Origin of the sequence: Pseudoxanthomonas sp. CCNWLW251 (assembly GCF_037402255.1) — a bacterium.
In the GTDB taxonomy this organism is placed as follows: domain Bacteria; phylum Pseudomonadota; class Gammaproteobacteria; order Xanthomonadales; family Xanthomonadaceae; genus Pseudoxanthomonas_A.
In genome coordinates this window covers 972,464-989,275 of the sequence record NZ_JBBEGA010000001.1, presented here as the reverse complement: position 1 = coordinate 989,275, position 16,812 = coordinate 972,464, and the positions used below count along the sequence as shown (strand labels likewise).

The following is a 16,812-nucleotide window of genomic DNA, read 5'->3' as shown; positions in this document are numbered from 1 at the left end:
CGACGCCACTACTTCGCGTACTGCCCGCCGCAGCCACTGTCTTCACCGGGACCCACTTCGATCGTCGCCAGCAGGGCGGCCGGCGGTGCGATGCTGCCCAATGCGAGCGCGGTGGCGCCGCGCAGGCCGAGTCGCTTGAAGTCGGGACGGAACGACGGGTCCTTGAACGTGCCACCCACCACCAGCGGCGAGCGCAACGCCAGGATGCTGCGGTCCTTCGGTCTTGGACGCAGTTCCAGGTCCAGCGTCTCGTCCTTCAGGCTGATCTGGCCCTTGCCGACGATGAGCGTGTCGGTGGTGTCGAACGCGAGCGCGCGTGCCTGCATCACGCCGCCCTTGACGGTGAAGTCGCCGAATGCGCAGCGGACGGGCACGGTGCGGTCTTTCGTCACCAGGAACTTCAACGCCTCGGCGATATCGAGGCCGGCCAGTTCCATCAGCAGATTGCTGATCTGGCCACGTCCCATGCCGATGGCCACGTCGCCGCTGGAGCTGCCGAGGATGGCGGCGATCGAATTGCCGGTGCCTGTCAGCGAGATATCGCCGCCGATGCGCCCGATGGCGGACTTCGTCAGTTCGGCCTGCGGGAACAGTTCTCCCAGGTCGAGTCCGCGCGCCGCGATGCGGGCCTGGGTGCGGATCGGGCTGCTGCGCGCATCCATGCGGATCTGCGAACGGATGTCGCCCTGCGCGACACCGAAGTTCAGCGGCTCCAGGCGCAACAGGCCACCTTCGAGCAGCAGGTGGGCATCCATGTCATCGAGGGGCAGGCCGGGGGCATTGATGCGGTGGGCCTTCCATCGCACGTCGGCATCCATCGCGCGCAGCTTCGCCAGGTTGTAGGGCCTGTCGGGCAGCATCCGGGCGTCGGCGGCCAGAGCGGCGGCCTCGGCACGTTGTTGGGCGTTGGCGGCTTCGCTGCCACCGGTCTGTGGCGGGGCACCCACGAAACCCGCGAGATCGTCGAAGTCGAGCCGTTTCGATGCGAGGTTTGCCTTCAGGAGAGGGCGGTCGCGGCCGACCGTCACGCTGGCGGAGCCACCCAGGTCGCTGTCGCCGACGACGCCGGTGAATCCATCGTAGTTCCAGGTGTTGCCGTCGCGGGTGAAGCGGCCATCGAGGCGGTAGGGCGGTGTGGGTGGCGTGGCCACGCCGATCAGCGGGAACAGGTCTTCCAGGTTCTGCCCCGCGAGCATGAGCTTGAGGTCGAAGTCGCGCAGGCGGAACGGATCCAGCAGTGTCCCGCGTGCGTGCGCCCGGGTAGCGCCTGCAGTGGCGCGGAGATCGATACGGTAAGGCTTGTCGGTCTCCCGCAGTGCCAGAGGCGAGGCCACCTGGCCGGCGAGGGTGAACCGGTTTCCGGACCACCGGCCCTTGCCTTCGATGTCGACCGGGGGCGACTCCGCAGGCGTCGCGCCCGGCGTGCTTGCCAGCCGCACGTCCACGTCCGTCCTGCGTGCCGGGTCGAGGAACAGCAGGCGTCCGTCGTCGATCCAGAGCGCCCGATAGATGATGTGGCTTTCGCCATCGCGGTCGCCGAACACCCAGTTGCCCTTGCGGTCGGGCCCGGTTTCAAGCCGGAGGTGCGGCTTCGTCAGCCGGATGTCCGTGATGCGTGTTTCCCGTTTGAACAGGAGCGGCCAGATTTCCACGCTGAGTTCGGCGCGGTCTGCGGCGGCCATCACAGGGACCTTCGACCAGGGCGCATTGCCGAAGCTCAGGGTGTTTGCGCGGAGCGTCGTCACGCGCCCGAGGTCCACGTCCAGATCGCCCGCGATCTCGAAGCTGCGCCCGGTCTGCCACGTGACGATGCGTTCGATGGGGCCGCGAAGCCAGTTCCACTGGAAGAGCAGCGCCAGCACCACCAGGCACGCGGCCAGCGCGCCCAGCACCAGCGCGCGGGTGCGCGTCAACGTGCGTAGAGCGAAACGGCTGCGTGGGGAGGGCGCTTCGTCCATGGCCCCATCGTCCGGCGCCGCGTGTTCATGCATTGCGAAGTGCGTGCCCGCCGGTTCATGTGCGGGACACGAACGTCGAGGGCCGGTTCAGGGCGCCAGGCGCGGCGTCAGCACCTGCTGGGTGACCGCCACGAAGTGGCAGACGCTGCCCGCGATGACGAAAAGATGCCAGATGGCATGCGAATAGCGGATCGATTCGCGGTGATAGAAGAAGGTACCCAAGGTATAGAACAGGCCGCCAGCCAGCATCCATCCCAGCGTCCACGGGTCGACGGAGGTCAGCAGCGGCTTGACCGCCACGACCACCAGCCATCCCATCGCGATGTAGATGATCGTGGAGAGCAGCTTGAAGCGGCCGGTGTAGAAGAGCTTGAAGATCACCCCGGCGAGGGCGAGCGTCCAGATGGCCGTGAACAGTCCCCAGCCCCATGGTCCGCGCAACCCGATCAGGGTGAACGGGGTGTAGGTGCCCGCGATGAGCAGGTAGATCGCGCAGTGATCGAAGACCTTCAGCCGTCCCTTCGCCACCGGGTGCTGGATGGCGTGATACAGCGTGGAGGCCGTGTAGAGCAGGAGCAGCGTCACGCCGAACACGATGGAGGCGCCCAGCTGCCAGCCGTCGCCGTGGATGGCCGCCAGCGTGATCAGCACTGCCCCACCCGCAAGTGCGGCGACGGCACCCAGTCCGTGCGTCAGGGCGCTCGCGATCTCGTCGCGGATATCGATCAGGTGATCCGCCCGCTTGCGGGCGCGCAGGGTCTCGAGAGGGGAGGAATCAGACATGCGCCAACGTTACCGCAATGCAGCACCTGATGCATGGACATGGCGCTCATGGTCGGTGGATGAAGGGGCTCCGGCTTGGCCTGGAGCCCTCAACGGCATGCCGCACCGGCTTCCCGCCGCTGGTCAGCCCAGGTCCACGCTGTGGGCGTGCTCGCGCGTCGCCAGGAACGCCACGTCGGGCGCGCGTTCCTGCGCCAGTTGCAGGTTGACCCGCGTCGGCGCCAGGTAGACCAGCTGGCCCGCCGCGTCCAGGGCCAGGTTCATGGCGTTCTTGTCGCGGAACTCTTCGAGCTTCTTCGCGTTGTCGCAGCGGATCCAGCGCGCCGTGGCCACGCTGACGTTCTCGAACGACGCATCCACGCCGTATTCGTCCTTCAGGCGGTACGCGACCACATCGAACTGCAGCACGCCCACCGCGCCCAGGATCAGGTCGTTGCTCATCAGTGGGCGGAAGAACTGGGTGGCGCCTTCTTCGCTCAGCTGCGCCAGGCCCTTCTGCAACTGCTTGAGCTTGAGCGGGTCGCGCAGGCGCGCGCGGCGGAACAGTTCCGGTGCGAAGTTGGGGATGCCGGTGAAGCTGATCGCTTCGCCTTCGCTGAATGTGTCGCCGATGGAGATGGTGCCGTGGTTGTGGATGCCGATCACGTCGCCGGGGTAGGCCTCGGCGGCGATCTCGCGGTCGCTGGCCATGAAGGTCAATGCATTGGCCAGCTTCATTTCCTTGCCGGTACGCACGTGGAAGGTCTTCATGCCCGCCTCGAAGCGGCCGGAGCACACACGCATGAACGCCACGCGGTCGCGGTGCTGCGGGTCCATGTTGGCCTGGATCTTGAAGACGAAGCCGGTGAGCTTGTTCTCCTCCGGCTGCACCTCGCGGCCGGTGGTCTCGCGCGGCTGCGGCGACGGCGCGTGTTCGATGAAGAAGTCCAGCAGCGGCTGCACGCCGAAGTTGTTGACGCCCGAGCCGAAGAACACCGGCGTCTGCTTGCCGTTCAGGTAGGCCTGCTTGTCGAAGGGATGGCTGGCGCCCTGCACCAGTTCCAGTTCGTCGCGCAGTTGCGCCAGCATTTCTTCGCCGATCTTCTCCGCCAGACCGGGCGCATCCAGCGAGGGGAAAATTGTCGAATCCTGGCGGGTGAAGTTGCGGCCGGGCTCGTACAGGTGCACTTCGCCGGTGATCAGGTGCACCACGCCCTTCAGGCGCTGTCCCATGCCGATCGGCCAGGTGACGGGCGCGCACTGGATACCGAGCACGCTTTCAACCTCGTCCAGCAGGTCGATGGGGTCCTTGCCTTCGCGGTCCAGCTTGTTGATGAAGGTCATGATGGGCGTGTCGCGCAGGCGGCAGACTTCCATCAGCTTGATCGTGCGTTCCTCCACGCCCTTGGCCACGTCGATCACCATCAACGCGCTGTCGACCGCGGTGAGCACGCGGTAGGTGTCCTCGCCGAAGTCGGCGTGGCCCGGCGTATCCAGCAGGTTGACGATCTTGCCCTCGTACGGGAACTGCATCACCGATGAGGTGACCGAGATGCCGCGCTCTTTTTCCAGCGCCATCCAGTCCGAGGTCGCGTGGCGCGCGGCCTTGCGGCCCTTGACCGAGCCGGCCATCTGGATGGCGCCGCCGAACAGCAGCAGCTTTTCGGTCAGCGTGGTCTTGCCGGCGTCGGGGTGGGAAATGATGGCGAAGGTACGGCGGCGCGCCGCTTCGGAGGCCACTGCGCTTTTCGGATCGGACATGGGGCGGGCGCCCGGACGGGCGCAGAGGAAGCGGGGAGGGGCGCGATTATAGCGGGGCGCGGGGGATGGATCGTCGGCGCCGGCTCAACGGCTGGCCGGGAACTGCAGTCGTCCCAGGGGGCCGAACATGCGGAACGGCACCGATTCCAGCCGCATGCCACGGTTGGCCTGCACCACGAAATGCAGGTGCGGTGCGGTGGAGAACCCCGTATTGCCCGACAGTCCGATGTACTGGCCCTTGCGCACGTACTGGCCCACGCGCACCTGTGCGCCTTCCGCCTTGAGGTGTGCGTACAGCGCCATGCTGCCGTCGGAATGCAGGATACGGATGAAATTGGCGCGCCCGCCGTACTTCTCGCGGTTCAGCCCTGCCTTGTCGAAATCCGATTCCACCTGCATCACCAGCCCTTCGCGGGCCGCCACGATCCGGGTGCCCTCGGGAACGGCAAAATCGACCGCGTGCAGGTTCTGCGCGTCGCTGTGGCTGAACCGGCCACCGGGCCCCTGGTCCACGCGCACGCGTCCGTAATCGAACGGCAGGCGGTACTCGTAGTCCTGCGGGCGGCTGTCCGGATCGCCGGGCATGCCGTCGAGGGTCAGTTCGAAGTCGCCGCCCCGCAGCGGGTCCGTCACCCCGATGTCGGCCACCAGCACGCTGCTGCGCGCCGGGACCACGGCGCGGGCGGGCAAGGCCGGCACGCTGCGTACGTCGCGCTGGCGACGGAAGCCGAGCTGCACTTCCACCGGCCCATGCATCAGGTTGTCGGCCCAGGCCTGGTAGCGCAGGCCCTGTTTCTCCAGCCGCAGGCGCACCAGCGCACTGGGCGGATTGCGGAACCGCATGACGTCCAGGCTGCTGTCCGCCAACTGGTCGGGCGGCGGGGGCTGGTCGCCGTACTGCGTATAGCCCTGCTTGTCCTTCCAGCGGTACAGGCGGGCCGCGTGGACGTCGCCGATGCTGGCAACCAGCACGGCGACGCCGCAGGCCAGGGCCAGTACGCGTGCGCTCACCGTGGGCAATCGCCCTGCAGGTCGAGTGCGCGGGCGATGTCGCGCAGGTCGAAGGCGGCCAGTGATACGTCGTTGTGCAGCGCGAACAGCGCGCCGGCCGGGAACCGCCTGGTCGGCATCGCGTAGACCGTCTCGCCGTCGGTATTGGCCGTCACCTGCCCGGAAAACACACCGCGGGGCGCCAGCGTGGTGCGGTCGAACACGCGGAAGCGGGTCGGGGTCAGCTGGTCCACCGCCACCCAGTACCCGTCCTCGGCGCTGCATGCCCACAGTGCGATGCCTTCGGCATCGGCGTCGAACACCGGCAGGCTGTGGCCGTTGTAGCGCCCGGACAGGGTGTAGTCGCGCAGCGTGGAGCCCACGCGGCGGTCCTCTTCGGCCACCAGCAGGCGCTGGTGCACCGGATCGCCGGCGATCGACTCCACCATGCGCAGCGCACCCGCCGCACCCGTGTCGCCGAACTCGCCCACCAGGCTGGCCTCCAGCTTGCCACCGTCTTCCACGCGTACCTGGAACCGCTTCACGCGCCCGGACAATTCTTCCATCGGGGGCAGCTTCATGGTGCGGAAATCGGCCATGAAGCTGTCGGTGACGAACAACTCCAGTTCGCCCGGCGCGGTTTCGTGAACCCACAGACCGTACGGCGCGCGCAGCGCGTCAGCCCCGAACGCGCCCAGCGGCGCGAACTCCGGCAGCCGGAACGCCTGCACCCGGTGATTGTCGCGTTCGGCCACGAACAGCAGGTCGCCGAACACCGCGATGCCGTTGGGGCGGTTGAACTGGCCCACTGCACTTCCGGACGTACCGACCGTGCGCAGGCGCTGGCCGGTGTCCGCGTCGTAGATGGCGAGGTGGTGGGTGGCCTTGGCCGTGGCGATCAGCCAGACCTGGCCGTCCTCCGCGGGCCATGCCACCAGCGAATCGAGTTCGTCGCCGGCAACCGGGTCGGAGACCCAGGCTTCCGCAATGGTGGCGTCGGCTGCGGTCCTGGGCGGAGGCGCGGGCGGAGTGGAGGTGTGCAGGGGGGCGGTGGAGCAGGCGGCCAGCAGCGCCGCGCAGAGACCGCCCAGGAGGCAATTCCGGGTCATGTTGTGAATTATGCGTTATCGCTGTGGCGGCCGGCAGGGAGACCGGCGTCAAATTTCATCGCTTCATCCGAATAAAGCGATTGACACGGGCGGAAACCGGCGGCAGAGTAGCCTCACCATCGAGACCGGCAGAGGGACAGGCCCGAAGAAGCCGGGGCAGCCAGCGACGCGCAAGCGCCGTGTAGGTGCCAAATCCTGCGGGGACCTCAGCGTCTGCCGGAAGATGGTTCGTACCGTGTCCTCAGCACGGCGAACGCGAGCTCCGCGAAGCTCGGTGGTGCAGTCCCGTCCCGCAAGGGATCACGCCCACCGGATGCCGCCATGAGTTTCGTCAGTCCTTCGCTCCATCGCCTTGCCGAGCCTTCGTCGCTCGAGGGCCTCTCGCTGTCTTCCACGCAGGACGACGCGCCCCGCGCCCTGCGCGGCGAAGTGGTGGTGGAACTGGCCATGCGCCATGCCGGCACCCGTGCGGTGACGCTGCGTTACGAACTGCAGGGGCCAGTGGGCGCACCGGTGGTCTTCGTGGCCGGCGGCATTTCCGCGCACCGCCACCTGACCGCCAGCCACGTATTCCCTGAAAGTGGCTGGCTGAACGAGCTGGTCGCTGCTGGCCGCGCGCTGGATCCGGCGCAGCGGCAGCTGCTCGCGTTCGACTTCGTCGGTGCCGACGGCCGCCTCGATGCGCCGATCGACTCCGCCGACCAGGCCGATGCCATCGCCAAGCTGCTGGGCGCACTGGGCATCGCGCGTCTGGAGGCCTTCGTCGGTTACTCGTACGGCGCGCTGGTCGGCCTGCAGTTCGCCGCCCGCCATCCCGAACGCGTGAAGAAGCTGGTCGCCGTCAGTGGTGCCCATCGCGCGCATCCGTATGCGGCCGCCTGGCGTGCCCTGCAACGGCGTGCAGTCACGCTGGGCCAGTTGCAGTGCGCCGATGCGCAGGGGCTGTCGCTGGCGCGGCAGTTCGCCATGCTCAGCTACCGCACGCCGGAGGAGTTCGGCGTGCGCTTCGACAGCGCGCCCGAGATCGTCAACGGCCGCGTGCGCGTGGCCGCCGAAGACTACCTGGATGCCGCCGGTGCGCAGTACGTCGCGCGCACGCCGGTGACCGCCTATGTACGCCTGTCCGAGTCCATCGACCTGCACCGCGTCGATCCCGCCGATGTCCGCGTGCCCACGCTGGTGGTCGCGGTGGAGGGCGACCGCCTGGTGCCGCTGTCCGATTCCGTGGCGCTGGTGGAAGGCCTGGGCACGCTGGGCCAGTTGCGCGTGCTGCGTTCGCCCTACGGCCACGACGCCTTCCTGAAAGAAACCGACCGCATCGATTCCATCCTCACCTCGGCCCTGCGCGCCGCCGGAGACCTCGCATGAGCAGCTTCATCCCCACCGACGCCGACACCGCCTGTCGTCCCGCCACCGCCGCCGTGCGCGCTGGCATCGACCGCGATACCGCCTACGGCGCCGTCACGCCGCCCATCGTGCTGTCGTCCAACTTCAGCTTCGCCGGCTTCGCGCAGAAGCGCGAATACGACTACACGCGCAGCGGCAATCCCACGCGTGATTTGCTGGCCGAGGCGTTGGCCGAACTCGAGGGTGGCGCCGGTGCCGTCATCACCGCCACCGGCATGGGCGCGATCACGCTGGTGCTCAACGCGCTGCTTGAGCTGGGCGACCGCCTAGTGGTGCCGCACGATGCGTACGGCGGCAGCTGGCGCCTGTTCAACGCGCTGGCGAAGAAGGGCCACTTTGAACTGATCACCGCCGACCTGACCGATCCGCGCTCGCTGGCCGATGCGCTGGCGCAGTCGCCCAAGCTGGTGCTGATCGAAACTCCGTCCAATCCGCTGCTGCGCATCACCGACCTGCGCTTCGTCATCGAAGCCGCACACAAGGCCGGCGCGCGCACGGTGGTGGACAACACCTTCCTGTCGCCTGCCCTGCAGACGCCGATCGCGTTCGGCGCCGATGTCGTGCTGCATTCCACCACCAAGTACATCAACGGCCACAGCGACGTGGTCGGTGGCGCGGTGGTGGCGCGCGATGCGGAAACCCATCAGCAGCTGGTGTGGTGGGCGAATGCGCTGGGCCTGACCGGCTCGCCGTTTGACAGCTTCCTGACGCTGCGCGGGCTGCGCACGCTGGATGCGCGCCTGCGCGTGCACCAGGAGAATGCCGATGCCATCGCGGGCTTGCTGGATGGGCATCCGGTGGTGTCGAAGGTGTACTTCCCGGGCTTGGCGACGCATCCGGGGCATGCGGTCGCCGCGCGCCAGCAGAAGGGTTTCGGCGCCATGTTGAGCGTCGAGTTGGAGGGCGGCGAAGAAGCCGTGCGCGCCTTCGTCGAGGGCCTGCGTTACTTCACCCTGGCCGAGTCGCTGGGCGGGGTGGAAAGCCTGGTCGCGCATCCGGCGACGATGACGCATGCGGCGATGACCCCGGAAGCGCGCGCCAAGGCCGGCATCTCCGACGGCCTGCTGCGCCTGTCGGTGGGCATCGAATCCACCGATGATCTGCTGGCCGACATCGGTGCCGCCCTGGCGCGCGCCGAAGCCGTGGTGGCCGACTCCAAACGCCGGCTCGCCGACGCATGAGCACCGTCGTCCGGCTGGCGACCGCGCCGCGTGCCGCGCCGAAACTGGCGCTGCTGGGGACGGGCGTGGTGGGCAGTGCCTTCGTCGCACGTTACCAGCGCCTGCAGGAGCGCGCGTTGCATGTGCCGACGCTGGCGTGGCTGGCCAACTCGCGCGCCTTGCAGCCTTGCGACGTGTCCGTGCGACAGGCACTGGACGAGGCCAACCAGGCCGTCGCCCGCGCTGACGACCTGCCACCGTGGGCGGAGGGCGAAGCTCTGCGTGCCGGCGACATCGTGGTGGATGCCACGGCAAGCGAGACCGTGGCGGACTGGCATGCGGAATGGCTGTCGCGGGGCGTGCATGTGGTGACGGCCAACAAGCTGGGAAGCGGCAGCTCGCTGCCGCGCGCACAGGCCATCGCGCGTGCAAGAGCGGATTCCGGCGCGCAATACGGCGATGCCGCCACCGTCGGCGCGGGACTGCCGCTGCTGCGCAGCCTGCGCGCGCTGGTGGCTGGCGGCGACCGCATCCATCGCGTCGAAGGCGTGCTGTCCGGTTCGCTGGCGTGGCTGTTCAACCAGTACGACGGCATGCGCGCGTTCTCCGGCTTCGTCCGCCAGGCGCGACAGGCCGGTTTCACCGAGCCCGACCCGCGCCTGGACCTGTCCGGCGAGGACGTGCGCCGCAAGCTGCTGATCCTGGCGCGTGCGGCGGGCTTCCCGTTGCAGGCCGAAGACGTGCGGGTGGATTCGCTGGTGCCGACGGAGCTCGCCGCGCTGCCGCTGGCGGAACTGGACGCGGCGCTCGTCCAACTGGATGCACCGCTGGCAACGCGTTTCAAGGACGCTTACCGGAATGGCGCGCGCCTGCGCTTCCTCGGCCGTTTCGATGCCGAGCGCGCCAGCGTCGGGCTGCAGGCACTGCCGGCCGATCATCCGCTGTGCGGCGGTGGCGGCACCGACAATCGCGTGGCGATCTACAGCGACCGCTACCCCGAACAGCCGCTGGTGGTGCAGGGCCCGGGCGCCGGCGCGGACGTCACCGCGGCGGCGCTGCTGGACGACGTACTGGCGATCTCGCAGGCGGCGTAGAAGTCCCTTCCGGGCGCGTCATGGCGTCAGGGCGTCCAGCAACGCCGCGTTGAAGCGCGCCGGGGCTTCCACCTGTGGCGAGTGCCCCAGGTCGTCGAACTCGACCAGCGTCGCGCCGGGGATCGCAGCGGCTGCCCGCTTGCCCAGCGCAGGATAGTCGCCCAGCCGTTTCGCCAGTTCGGGGGATGCCAGATCCTTGCCGATGGCGGTGCGGTCCTTCTGGCCGATGAAGAGGGTCGTCGGTACGGTGATCCGCGGAAATTCGTGGACGACAGGCTGATTGAACACCATGTCCGATGTCAGCGCCTGGCTCCATGCCACCGCGTCCCGGCCGTCGCCTGCGTACATGCCACCCAGCATCCGTACCCAGCGTTCGTACTCCGGCTTCCACTCGCCGCCGTAGTACACCGTGCGCTGGTAGTCGCGGATGGTGTCGAACGAGGTTTTCAGCTCGCGCGCGTACCAGGCATCGATGCTCCGCCACGGCACGCCGTCGGCCTTCCAGTCCTCCAGCCCGATCGGATTGACCAGCACCAGCTGCTGCGTGGCCTGCGGATACTGCAGCGCATAGCGCGTGGCCAGCATGCCGCCCATCGAATGACCCACGACCACCGCGCGCCGAATGCCGAGATCCGCCAGCAGGGCATGCGTGTTGGCAGCCAACTGGTCGAAGGAATACTGGTAGCGCTGCGGCTTGGCCGACTTGCAGAAGCCGATCTGGTCCGGTGCTATCACGCGGTAGCCGGCCTCCGTCAATGCGGTGATCGCCGACTCCCACGTGGCGGCGCAGAAGTTCTTGCCGTGCAGCAGCACGACGGTACGGCCGTTCGGCGCTGCAGGCGCGACATCGAGATAGGCCATCTCCAGCGATTGGGCCTGTGATGCGATTGCGAAGGTCCGCACCGGGTGCGGGTAGTCGAACCCCTCGAGCCGTGCGCCGTGGCGGGGCAGTGCCTCGGCATGCGCGGGCGGGAGGGTGGCGAGGGTCATCGCCAACGTGGCCAGCTTCCAGCGAACAGTCTTCATGCAACGGTTCCGCAACGTGGTGTGCCAGCGTATCGCGGATGCCCTTTGGATGACGTCAATCCCGCGGCAGAGGCGCGGGCGGCGTGGCGAGCGGATGATGTGGGCCGCGCAACGCGAGGTTGCCGCGACGGACCAGCTCGCCGGGGTCGCGGCGCAGCAGGTCGGGATCGAGCGGAGGCAATGGCAACGTCGTGGCTTCGTAGAGCGCCCAGCCATTGCGGCCGTTCGCCTTCACCTCGTACAGCGCGCGATCCGCCAGCGAAACCAGCTGTTCCCAGCCCAGCAGTTCGGGCGCCGTCGCGAAGGGGGGATAGCCGATCAGGCCCAGGGAGGCGGTCACCTGCAGGTGCGCGCCGGCCACTTCGATCGGTTGTGCGGCGATGGCGGTGCAGATGCGCCGGCCCAGCGCATGCAGCTCGTGCCGCGGCATCGGCCTGAACACCATCAGGAATTCTTCCCCACCCCAACGGATCACGTAGTCGCCGTCGCGCGACAGCGTGCGCAGCCGATGCGCGACGGTCTGCAGCACGTGGTCACCCGCCTGGTGGCCATGGCCATCGTTGATCGACTTGAAGTGGTCGATGTCCAGCAGCGCGAAGGCCAGTACGTCGACCCCGGCCGCGAAGCCGGGCATGCGCTGGTAGTACGCGATATCGGCGGGGAGTTGCCGGGTCAGGTAGCGACGGTTGTGCAGGCCGGTCAGCGGGTCGGTGAGACTGATGGCTTCCAGTTGCCGGTTGGCCTGCTGCAGGTCCCGCGTGCGCTGCTGCACGAGCCGTTCCAGTGCGATGCGCCGGTTGTGGTGGCGTCGCAGCACCCAGCGGTTGGAAAGCACCACCAGGATCGCCAGGCTGACCGCCACCAGCAGGTAGAACCATGCGCTCTCGTAGAAATACGGAGCGATGGAGAACGACTGCGTGGCAGCGGCACGGCCGGATACGCCACTGTTGTTGGTGCCGATGACCTCGAACACGTAACGTCCGGCGGGCAGGTTGGTATAGGTCGCGCTGCGCTGGTGGGGGTCTTCCAGCAACCGCCAGTCTTCGTCGTAACCCTTCAGGCGATAGCGGATGTCGATGTGGTCCGAGGCCTGGAAACTGAGGGTGGTGAACTCGAAGCGCAGGTCGCGCGCCGCGCTGGGCAGCGACCAGTCGGCGGCGGGATCCGCCGGGCGCCACTTGCCCTGGACCTGCACGCGTTCGACCACCGATTCGGGCACGTAGGCGTTGGCCAGGTCCTGGTCCGTCGCCATCACCACCACGCCGTCGCGCGTGGGCAGCCATAGAGCGTTGTCGACCAGGAACCCGCGGCTGTTGCCGGCGCCATTGCAGCAGTCCCCCTTCTGGCCGCCGTGGCGGTCGCCGCGTTCGTTGAGCAGCGTCCTGGCGTTGACGCGCACACCGGGATCTTCGGTGGCGGCCAGCAGGTCCGCGACGGCGACCCGATAGATCCCGCGCAGGCCACCGACCCAAAGGAATCCGCTGGCGTCCTCGCCAAAGAAGAACGCGGCGTTCGCGGGAATGCCGCGCTGCTTGTCCAGGCGCGTCCAGCGCTGGCCGTCGAACAGGAGCAGCATTTCCTCCGACAGCGTGCCTGCCACCCATTGCCCACCGGCGAGTTCGTGCAATGCGACGATGTGCGGCGCGTCCAGGCCGGTGCCGCCAAACGGGATTGCGAGCAACTGCTCGTCGACGAACTCGTACAGGCCGCTCTGCGTGCCGACCAGCAGGCGGCCGTCACGGGTTTCCAGCAGTACGCGCACGCGGATGTCGCGCAGGCCCGCCTGTTCGGCGTAGCGGTGCAGCCGGTCTCCGCCATCCCAGCGGTACAGCCCGGTGCTGGTGGCGAACCAGAGCCGTCCGCTCCGGTCCCGCACGATGCCGTTGACCTGCGCGGTGTCCATCGCCGCCAGCATGCGCGGACGCTGCACGCGTCCATCGCAGTAGAGCGCCGCGCCGTTGCGCGTTCCGATCCACGTCTGCCCGTTCTCGGGCAACAGGCTGTAGGCGGCGGGATGCGGCAGTGCGCGTCCCGGTATCAGCGTGCGGAAACGGCCGCTTTCCAGCACGCTCACGCCGTCGTCGCTGCCCACCCATGTACGGCCATCGGGGGCCCGCGCGGCCGACCACAGCAGAGGCTGGGCCAGCCCTTCCGCTCGACTGTAACGGCGCGTCCAGCCGTTCCAGGCGCGGCTGACGCCTTCGTTGTTGCTGCCCAGCCAGAGGTTGGATTCACGGTCTTCGTAGAGTGCGCGGATCTCCGCCAGCGGACCTGAGGCGCGGATCCGTTCCAGCAGTCGGCCCTGGCGAAAGCGGTAGAGCGTGTCGCGCGTGCTCGCCCACAGGATGCCGTCGTGGTCCTCGTGCAGTGCCTGCACGCCGCCACTCACCGGCGCGACTTCGCCGTGCCGCTGCCAGCGGCGGCCATCGAACACGAACAGGCCGGTACCGCACCCGGCCCAGAGCCGTCCATCGTGGCGTGCCAGCGAGGTGATCGCATCCGCAGAGACGTTGCCGGGCAGTGTCAGCGTGCGTTCGCCTGCGCCATCGAAGACGTGCACCCGTCCGCGGCTACCGGCCCACAGCGTCCCGTCGGCGTCGACATGAAGGGCCAGCGCGCCGCCGTCCTCGATCCGGTGGAGGGTCTGCAGGCGGCGACCAACGACCACCATCACGCCCCGGTTGGAGGCCACCAGCAGCCTTCCGCGGGCATCGCGCGCCAGCGCGTTCACGTCCACCACGCCCGGTGCTTCGCCGTCGGCCAGGGCCAGCGGCGTGACCTGGTTGCCTTCGCGCACCGCCAGCCCCTGTGGCGTGCCAATCCACAGGCGTCCTTCGTCATCGGTGTGCAACGCCTCGATCCACGTGCTGGGCAGGCCGGGCGTGTTGTCCAGGTCGAAATTGGTGAAGCGCACCCCGTCGAAGCGGCTGAGCCCGGCCTGGGTGCCGAACCAGAGGTAGCCCGGCCGATCCTGGGCGATGGCCAGGACGCTCAGCTGGGGCAGGCCCTGTTCCAGCGCCCAGTGATTCCGCACGTAGTGGTGGAACGACTTGGAGGGGTCGAGCGCCTGTGCCGGCGGACAAAGCCCCGCCATCCCGCCCAGCAGGGGCAGGCACCAGGCCGCCAGTCGGTGCCGCCAGGACGGGCGGGCACGGCGGGTCGTGTCCGTGTGGTCGGACAGGGCGCGTCTCCGGTAAGTAGGTTTACCAAAAAGGGTATCGGCGCGGACCCGCGTGCCTAAAGGGAAAGCGCGGCATCGCCGCGGGCGGTGTCGGCCTGGTGTCGGGTTCTTGTCGTGGTACCGGGGCGGTCCTCCTCCGACGCTTACGGCTCACCTACACTGGCATGGACCCTGAAACCATCATGGACATGAAACTGAACGCGGAACGGATCCGAACTCTGAGGGAACAGCGCGCATGGTCGCAGGAGCATCTGGCGACGGTCGCCGGGCTGAGCACGCGGACGCTGCAGCGGATCGAGGCAGGCTCGGCAGCATCCCAAGAAACGTGCATGGCATTGGCTGCGGCTCTGGACGTACCAGTGCGTCTGATCGCCGGGACTCAACTGCCAATCGACATCTCTACGGGGCCTTCGCTGCCCAAGCCGGCGAGCGCCGCGTCTTCATGGCTCATGCCCGCCGTGCTGCTTGTGTGCTTGGTTGTCTGGTTTGGGTATTCCATCGGCAAAGGCATGGCCGAGCGCGACAACCGGGCGACAGCTGACTGTGATCGGGACAGCGCGGCGTGTGAGCCGTCCCGCCGCGATGCTGGCGCTCGATGACGCTGTGAAGATCAGGTTTGGGCCAACCTATCAGGTGGCACCTGCATCTGCACCCAGTTCGCGGGAGACACACCCGGTCAGTTCGGTGACATTCCCGACGAACTCGCCCTGCAAGTCGATGCCGCACTTGTGCGCCAGAACAATGATTGACCACAGGCAGTCAGACAGTTCATGGCCAAGCTTGGCTTTGCAGTCATCGATATGCCTGACGCCGGCATTGGCCTGGATCAGCTTTGCCAGGTCACCAACGTCTCCGACGAACCCGAGTGCCAGTTCCTCAGTGGTCCAGACGCGGCCATAACGTTTGATCTCAAGCTGCTCGTAAAGCTCGTTCAGACGCAATGCCAGCTTTTCAAGGTCGTGAAGATTCACGTCATGCCGCCTAACACTCGATCACGTTAACCGCCAACCCACCGCGGCTGGTTTCCTTGTACTTGTCCTGCATGTCGCGGCCGGTGTCGCGCATGGTCTTGATGACCTTGTCCAGACTGACCTTGTGCTTGCCGTCGCCGCGCATGGCCATGCGGCTGGCGTTGATCGCCTTCACCGCGCCCATCGCGTTGCGTTCGATGCACGGAATCTGCACCAGCCCGCCGATCGGATCGCAGGTCAGGCCCAGGTTGTGCTCCATGCCGATCTCGGCCGCATTCTCGATCTGGCTCGGCGTGCCGCCGAGTGCGGCGACCAGCCCGCCCGCGGCCATCGAGCACGCCACGCCCACCTCGCCCTGGCAGCCCACTTCGGCGCCGCTGATGCTGGCGTTTTCCTTGTAGAGGATGCCGATGGCCGCGGCAGTGAGCATGAAATCGAACACGCGCTGCTCGCTGTTGCCGGGACAGAAACGGTCGTAGTAGTGCAGTACCGCCGGGATGATGCCGGCCGCGCCGTTGGTAGGCGCGGTGACCACGCGGCCACCGGCGGCGTTCTCCTCGTTCACCGCCAGCGCATACAGGTTCACCCAGTCCAGCACGGTCAGTGGATCGCGCATGGCGGCTTCGGGCTTGCTGGACAGTTCGCGGTGCAGCGCGGGTGCGCGCCGCGAGACGTGCAGGCCGCCAGGCAGGGTGCCTTCCTCGCGGATGCCGCGCGCCATGCACGACTGCATGGCGTTCCAGATCGCGCGGAGTCCGTCGCGGATCTCATCCTCGCTGCGCCAGGCCTTCTCGTTCTCGAACATCAGCTGGGCGATGCTCAGTCCGCTGCGCTGGCACTGGGCCAACAGCTCGTCGCCGCTCTTGAACGGATACGGCAGCGGGGTCTCGTCAGCGACGATGCGATCCACTGCGGCGTCATCCTGATTGACGACGAACCCGCCACCGACGGAGTAGTAGTCGCGCGTAGCGATCACCTCGTCCAGCGCGTCGTAGGCGGTGAAGCGCATGCCGTTGGTGTGGTAGGGCAGCTTCTGCCGCTTGTTCATCAGCAGATCGCGTTTCTCGTCGAAGGCGACCGCGTGGGTGCCGCCCAGCAGCAGGCGCTTGTCCTTGCGGATGCGCTCCAGCGCCGGCGGGATGATGTCCGGGTCGATCTCGTTCGGGTAATGGCCTTCCAGCCCCATCAGCACGGCCTTGTCGGTGCCGTGGCCGCGGCCGGTCAGGGCGAGTGAACCGAACACTTCCGCACGTATCCGCGCCACGTCGTGCAGGCGGCCGGGTTCTTCCAGCCAGCGGGCGACAAAACGCGCGGCGGCCCGCATGGGGCCGACCGTGTGGGACGAACTGGGACCGATGCCGATCTTGAAGAGGTCGAACGTGCTGACTGCCAT

Annotated in this window: 13 protein-coding genes and 1 riboswitch; of the genes, 4 read left to right on the top strand and 9 right to left on the bottom strand. The window is 67.9% G+C overall.

Features of this window, described 5'->3' with window-relative positions:
• Positions 1 to 8 precede the first annotated feature (8 nt).
• From WBN46_RS04735 to WBN46_RS04715, 5 genes are all read right to left on the bottom strand, one after another.
• On the bottom strand, positions 9 to 1,958 hold the full coding sequence (locus tag WBN46_RS04735) for an AsmA family protein (protein WP_337730504.1): 1,950 nt from the start codon (positions 1,956 to 1,958) through the stop codon (positions 9 to 11).
• Between the two features lie 87 nt (positions 1,959 to 2,045).
• Positions 2,046 to 2,741: a hemolysin III family protein gene (locus WBN46_RS04730; protein WP_337730503.1), complete on the bottom strand. Its 696-nt coding sequence runs from the start codon at positions 2,739 to 2,741 to the stop codon at positions 2,046 to 2,048.
• A gap of 123 nt (positions 2,742 to 2,864) precedes the next feature.
• On the bottom strand, positions 2,865 to 4,481 hold the full coding sequence (locus tag WBN46_RS04725; RefSeq protein ID WP_337730502.1) for a peptide chain release factor 3: 1,617 nt from the start codon (positions 4,479 to 4,481) through the stop codon (positions 2,865 to 2,867).
• Positions 4,482 to 4,565: 84 nt separating this feature from the next.
• Complete coding sequence (locus WBN46_RS04720) at positions 4,566 to 5,492, bottom strand: M23 family metallopeptidase (RefSeq protein WP_337730501.1); 927 nt, start codon at positions 5,490 to 5,492, stop codon at positions 4,566 to 4,568.
• Positions 5,489 to 6,580: a phytase gene (locus WBN46_RS04715; protein ID WP_337730500.1), complete on the bottom strand. Its 1,092-nt coding sequence runs from the start codon at positions 6,578 to 6,580 to the stop codon at positions 5,489 to 5,491. The genes WBN46_RS04720 and WBN46_RS04715 overlap by 4 nt, the downstream gene beginning before the upstream one ends.
• A gap of 113 nt (positions 6,581 to 6,693) precedes the next feature.
• A riboswitch (SAM riboswitch) is annotated at positions 6,694 to 6,810 on the top strand.
• 91 nt (positions 6,811 to 6,901) lie between these two features.
• Here WBN46_RS04715 and WBN46_RS04710 point away from each other — a divergent pair.
• Genes WBN46_RS04710 through WBN46_RS04700 form a run of 3 tightly spaced genes read left to right on the top strand, consistent with a single transcriptional unit; the run spans position 6,902 to position 10,241 of the window.
• A complete protein-coding gene (locus tag WBN46_RS04710; protein ID WP_337730499.1) occupies positions 6,902 to 7,948 on the top strand; it encodes a homoserine O-succinyltransferase in 1,047 nt (348 codons plus the stop codon).
• Complete coding sequence (locus tag WBN46_RS04705) at positions 7,945 to 9,168, top strand: O-succinylhomoserine (thiol)-lyase (RefSeq protein ID WP_337730498.1); 1,224 nt, start codon at positions 7,945 to 7,947, stop codon at positions 9,166 to 9,168. Before WBN46_RS04710 ends, WBN46_RS04705 begins: the two co-directional genes overlap by 4 nt.
• On the top strand, positions 9,165 to 10,241 hold the full coding sequence (locus WBN46_RS04700; protein WP_337730497.1) for a homoserine dehydrogenase: 1,077 nt from the start codon (positions 9,165 to 9,167) through the stop codon (positions 10,239 to 10,241). Before WBN46_RS04705 ends, WBN46_RS04700 begins: the two co-directional genes overlap by 4 nt.
• Positions 10,242 to 10,259: 18 nt before the next feature.
• On the opposite strand, the gene WBN46_RS04695 is transcribed toward WBN46_RS04700, so the two are convergent.
• Positions 10,260 to 11,267, bottom strand: coding sequence for an alpha/beta hydrolase (locus WBN46_RS04695; protein ID WP_337730496.1), 1,008 nt, complete (start codon positions 11,265 to 11,267; stop codon positions 10,260 to 10,262).
• A gap of 55 nt (positions 11,268 to 11,322) precedes the next feature.
• Positions 11,323 to 14,361, bottom strand: coding sequence for a two-component regulator propeller domain-containing protein (locus WBN46_RS04690; RefSeq protein ID WP_337730495.1), 3,039 nt, complete (start codon positions 14,359 to 14,361; stop codon positions 11,323 to 11,325).
• A 251-nt stretch (positions 14,362 to 14,612) separates the two neighbouring features.
• On the opposite strand from WBN46_RS04690, the gene WBN46_RS04685 reads away from it, so the two are divergent.
• The gene (locus WBN46_RS04685; protein ID WP_337730494.1) at positions 14,613 to 15,047 is read left to right on the top strand and encodes a helix-turn-helix transcriptional regulator; all 435 of its coding nucleotides are present in this window, start codon (positions 14,613 to 14,615) and stop codon (positions 15,045 to 15,047) included.
• Between the two features lie 30 nt (positions 15,048 to 15,077).
• On the opposite strand, the gene WBN46_RS04680 is transcribed toward WBN46_RS04685, so the two are convergent.
• Both WBN46_RS04680 and WBN46_RS04675 read right to left on the bottom strand, forming a co-directional pair.
• Positions 15,078 to 15,419, bottom strand: coding sequence for a nucleotide pyrophosphohydrolase (locus WBN46_RS04680; RefSeq protein ID WP_337730493.1), 342 nt, complete (start codon positions 15,417 to 15,419; stop codon positions 15,078 to 15,080).
• Between the two features lie 10 nt (positions 15,420 to 15,429).
• Positions 15,430 to 16,812, bottom strand: coding sequence for an L-serine ammonia-lyase (locus WBN46_RS04675; protein ID WP_337730492.1), 1,383 nt, complete (start codon positions 16,810 to 16,812; stop codon positions 15,430 to 15,432).

Coding starts and splice junctions, on each gene's coding strand:
- WBN46_RS04715 (WP_337730500.1), bottom strand. CDS start 6,580: ATGACCCGGAATTGCCTCCTGGGCGGTCTCTGCGCGGCGCTGCTGGCC.
- WBN46_RS04705 (WP_337730498.1), top strand. CDS start 7,945: ATGAGCAGCTTCATCCCCACCGACGCCGACACCGCCTGTCGTCCCGCC.
- WBN46_RS04725 (WP_337730502.1), bottom strand. CDS start 4,481: ATGTCCGATCCGAAAAGCGCAGTGGCCTCCGAAGCGGCGCGCCGCCGT.
- WBN46_RS04700 (WP_337730497.1), top strand. CDS start 9,165: ATGAGCACCGTCGTCCGGCTGGCGACCGCGCCGCGTGCCGCGCCGAAA.
- WBN46_RS04690 (WP_337730495.1), bottom strand. CDS start 14,361: ATGGCGGGGCTTTGTCCGCCGGCACAGGCGCTCGACCCCTCCAAGTCG.
- WBN46_RS04710 (WP_337730499.1), top strand. CDS start 6,902: ATGAGTTTCGTCAGTCCTTCGCTCCATCGCCTTGCCGAGCCTTCGTCG.
- WBN46_RS04675 (WP_337730492.1), bottom strand. CDS start 16,812: ATGGCAGTCAGCACGTTCGACCTCTTCAAGATCGGCATCGGTCCCAGT.
- WBN46_RS04730 (WP_337730503.1), bottom strand. CDS start 2,741: ATGTCTGATTCCTCCCCTCTCGAGACCCTGCGCGCCCGCAAGCGGGCG.
- WBN46_RS04685 (WP_337730494.1), top strand. CDS start 14,613: ATGGACCCTGAAACCATCATGGACATGAAACTGAACGCGGAACGGATC.
- WBN46_RS04735 (WP_337730504.1), bottom strand. CDS start 1,958: ATGGACGAAGCGCCCTCCCCACGCAGCCGTTTCGCTCTACGCACGTTG.
- WBN46_RS04695 (WP_337730496.1), bottom strand. CDS start 11,267: ATGAAGACTGTTCGCTGGAAGCTGGCCACGTTGGCGATGACCCTCGCC.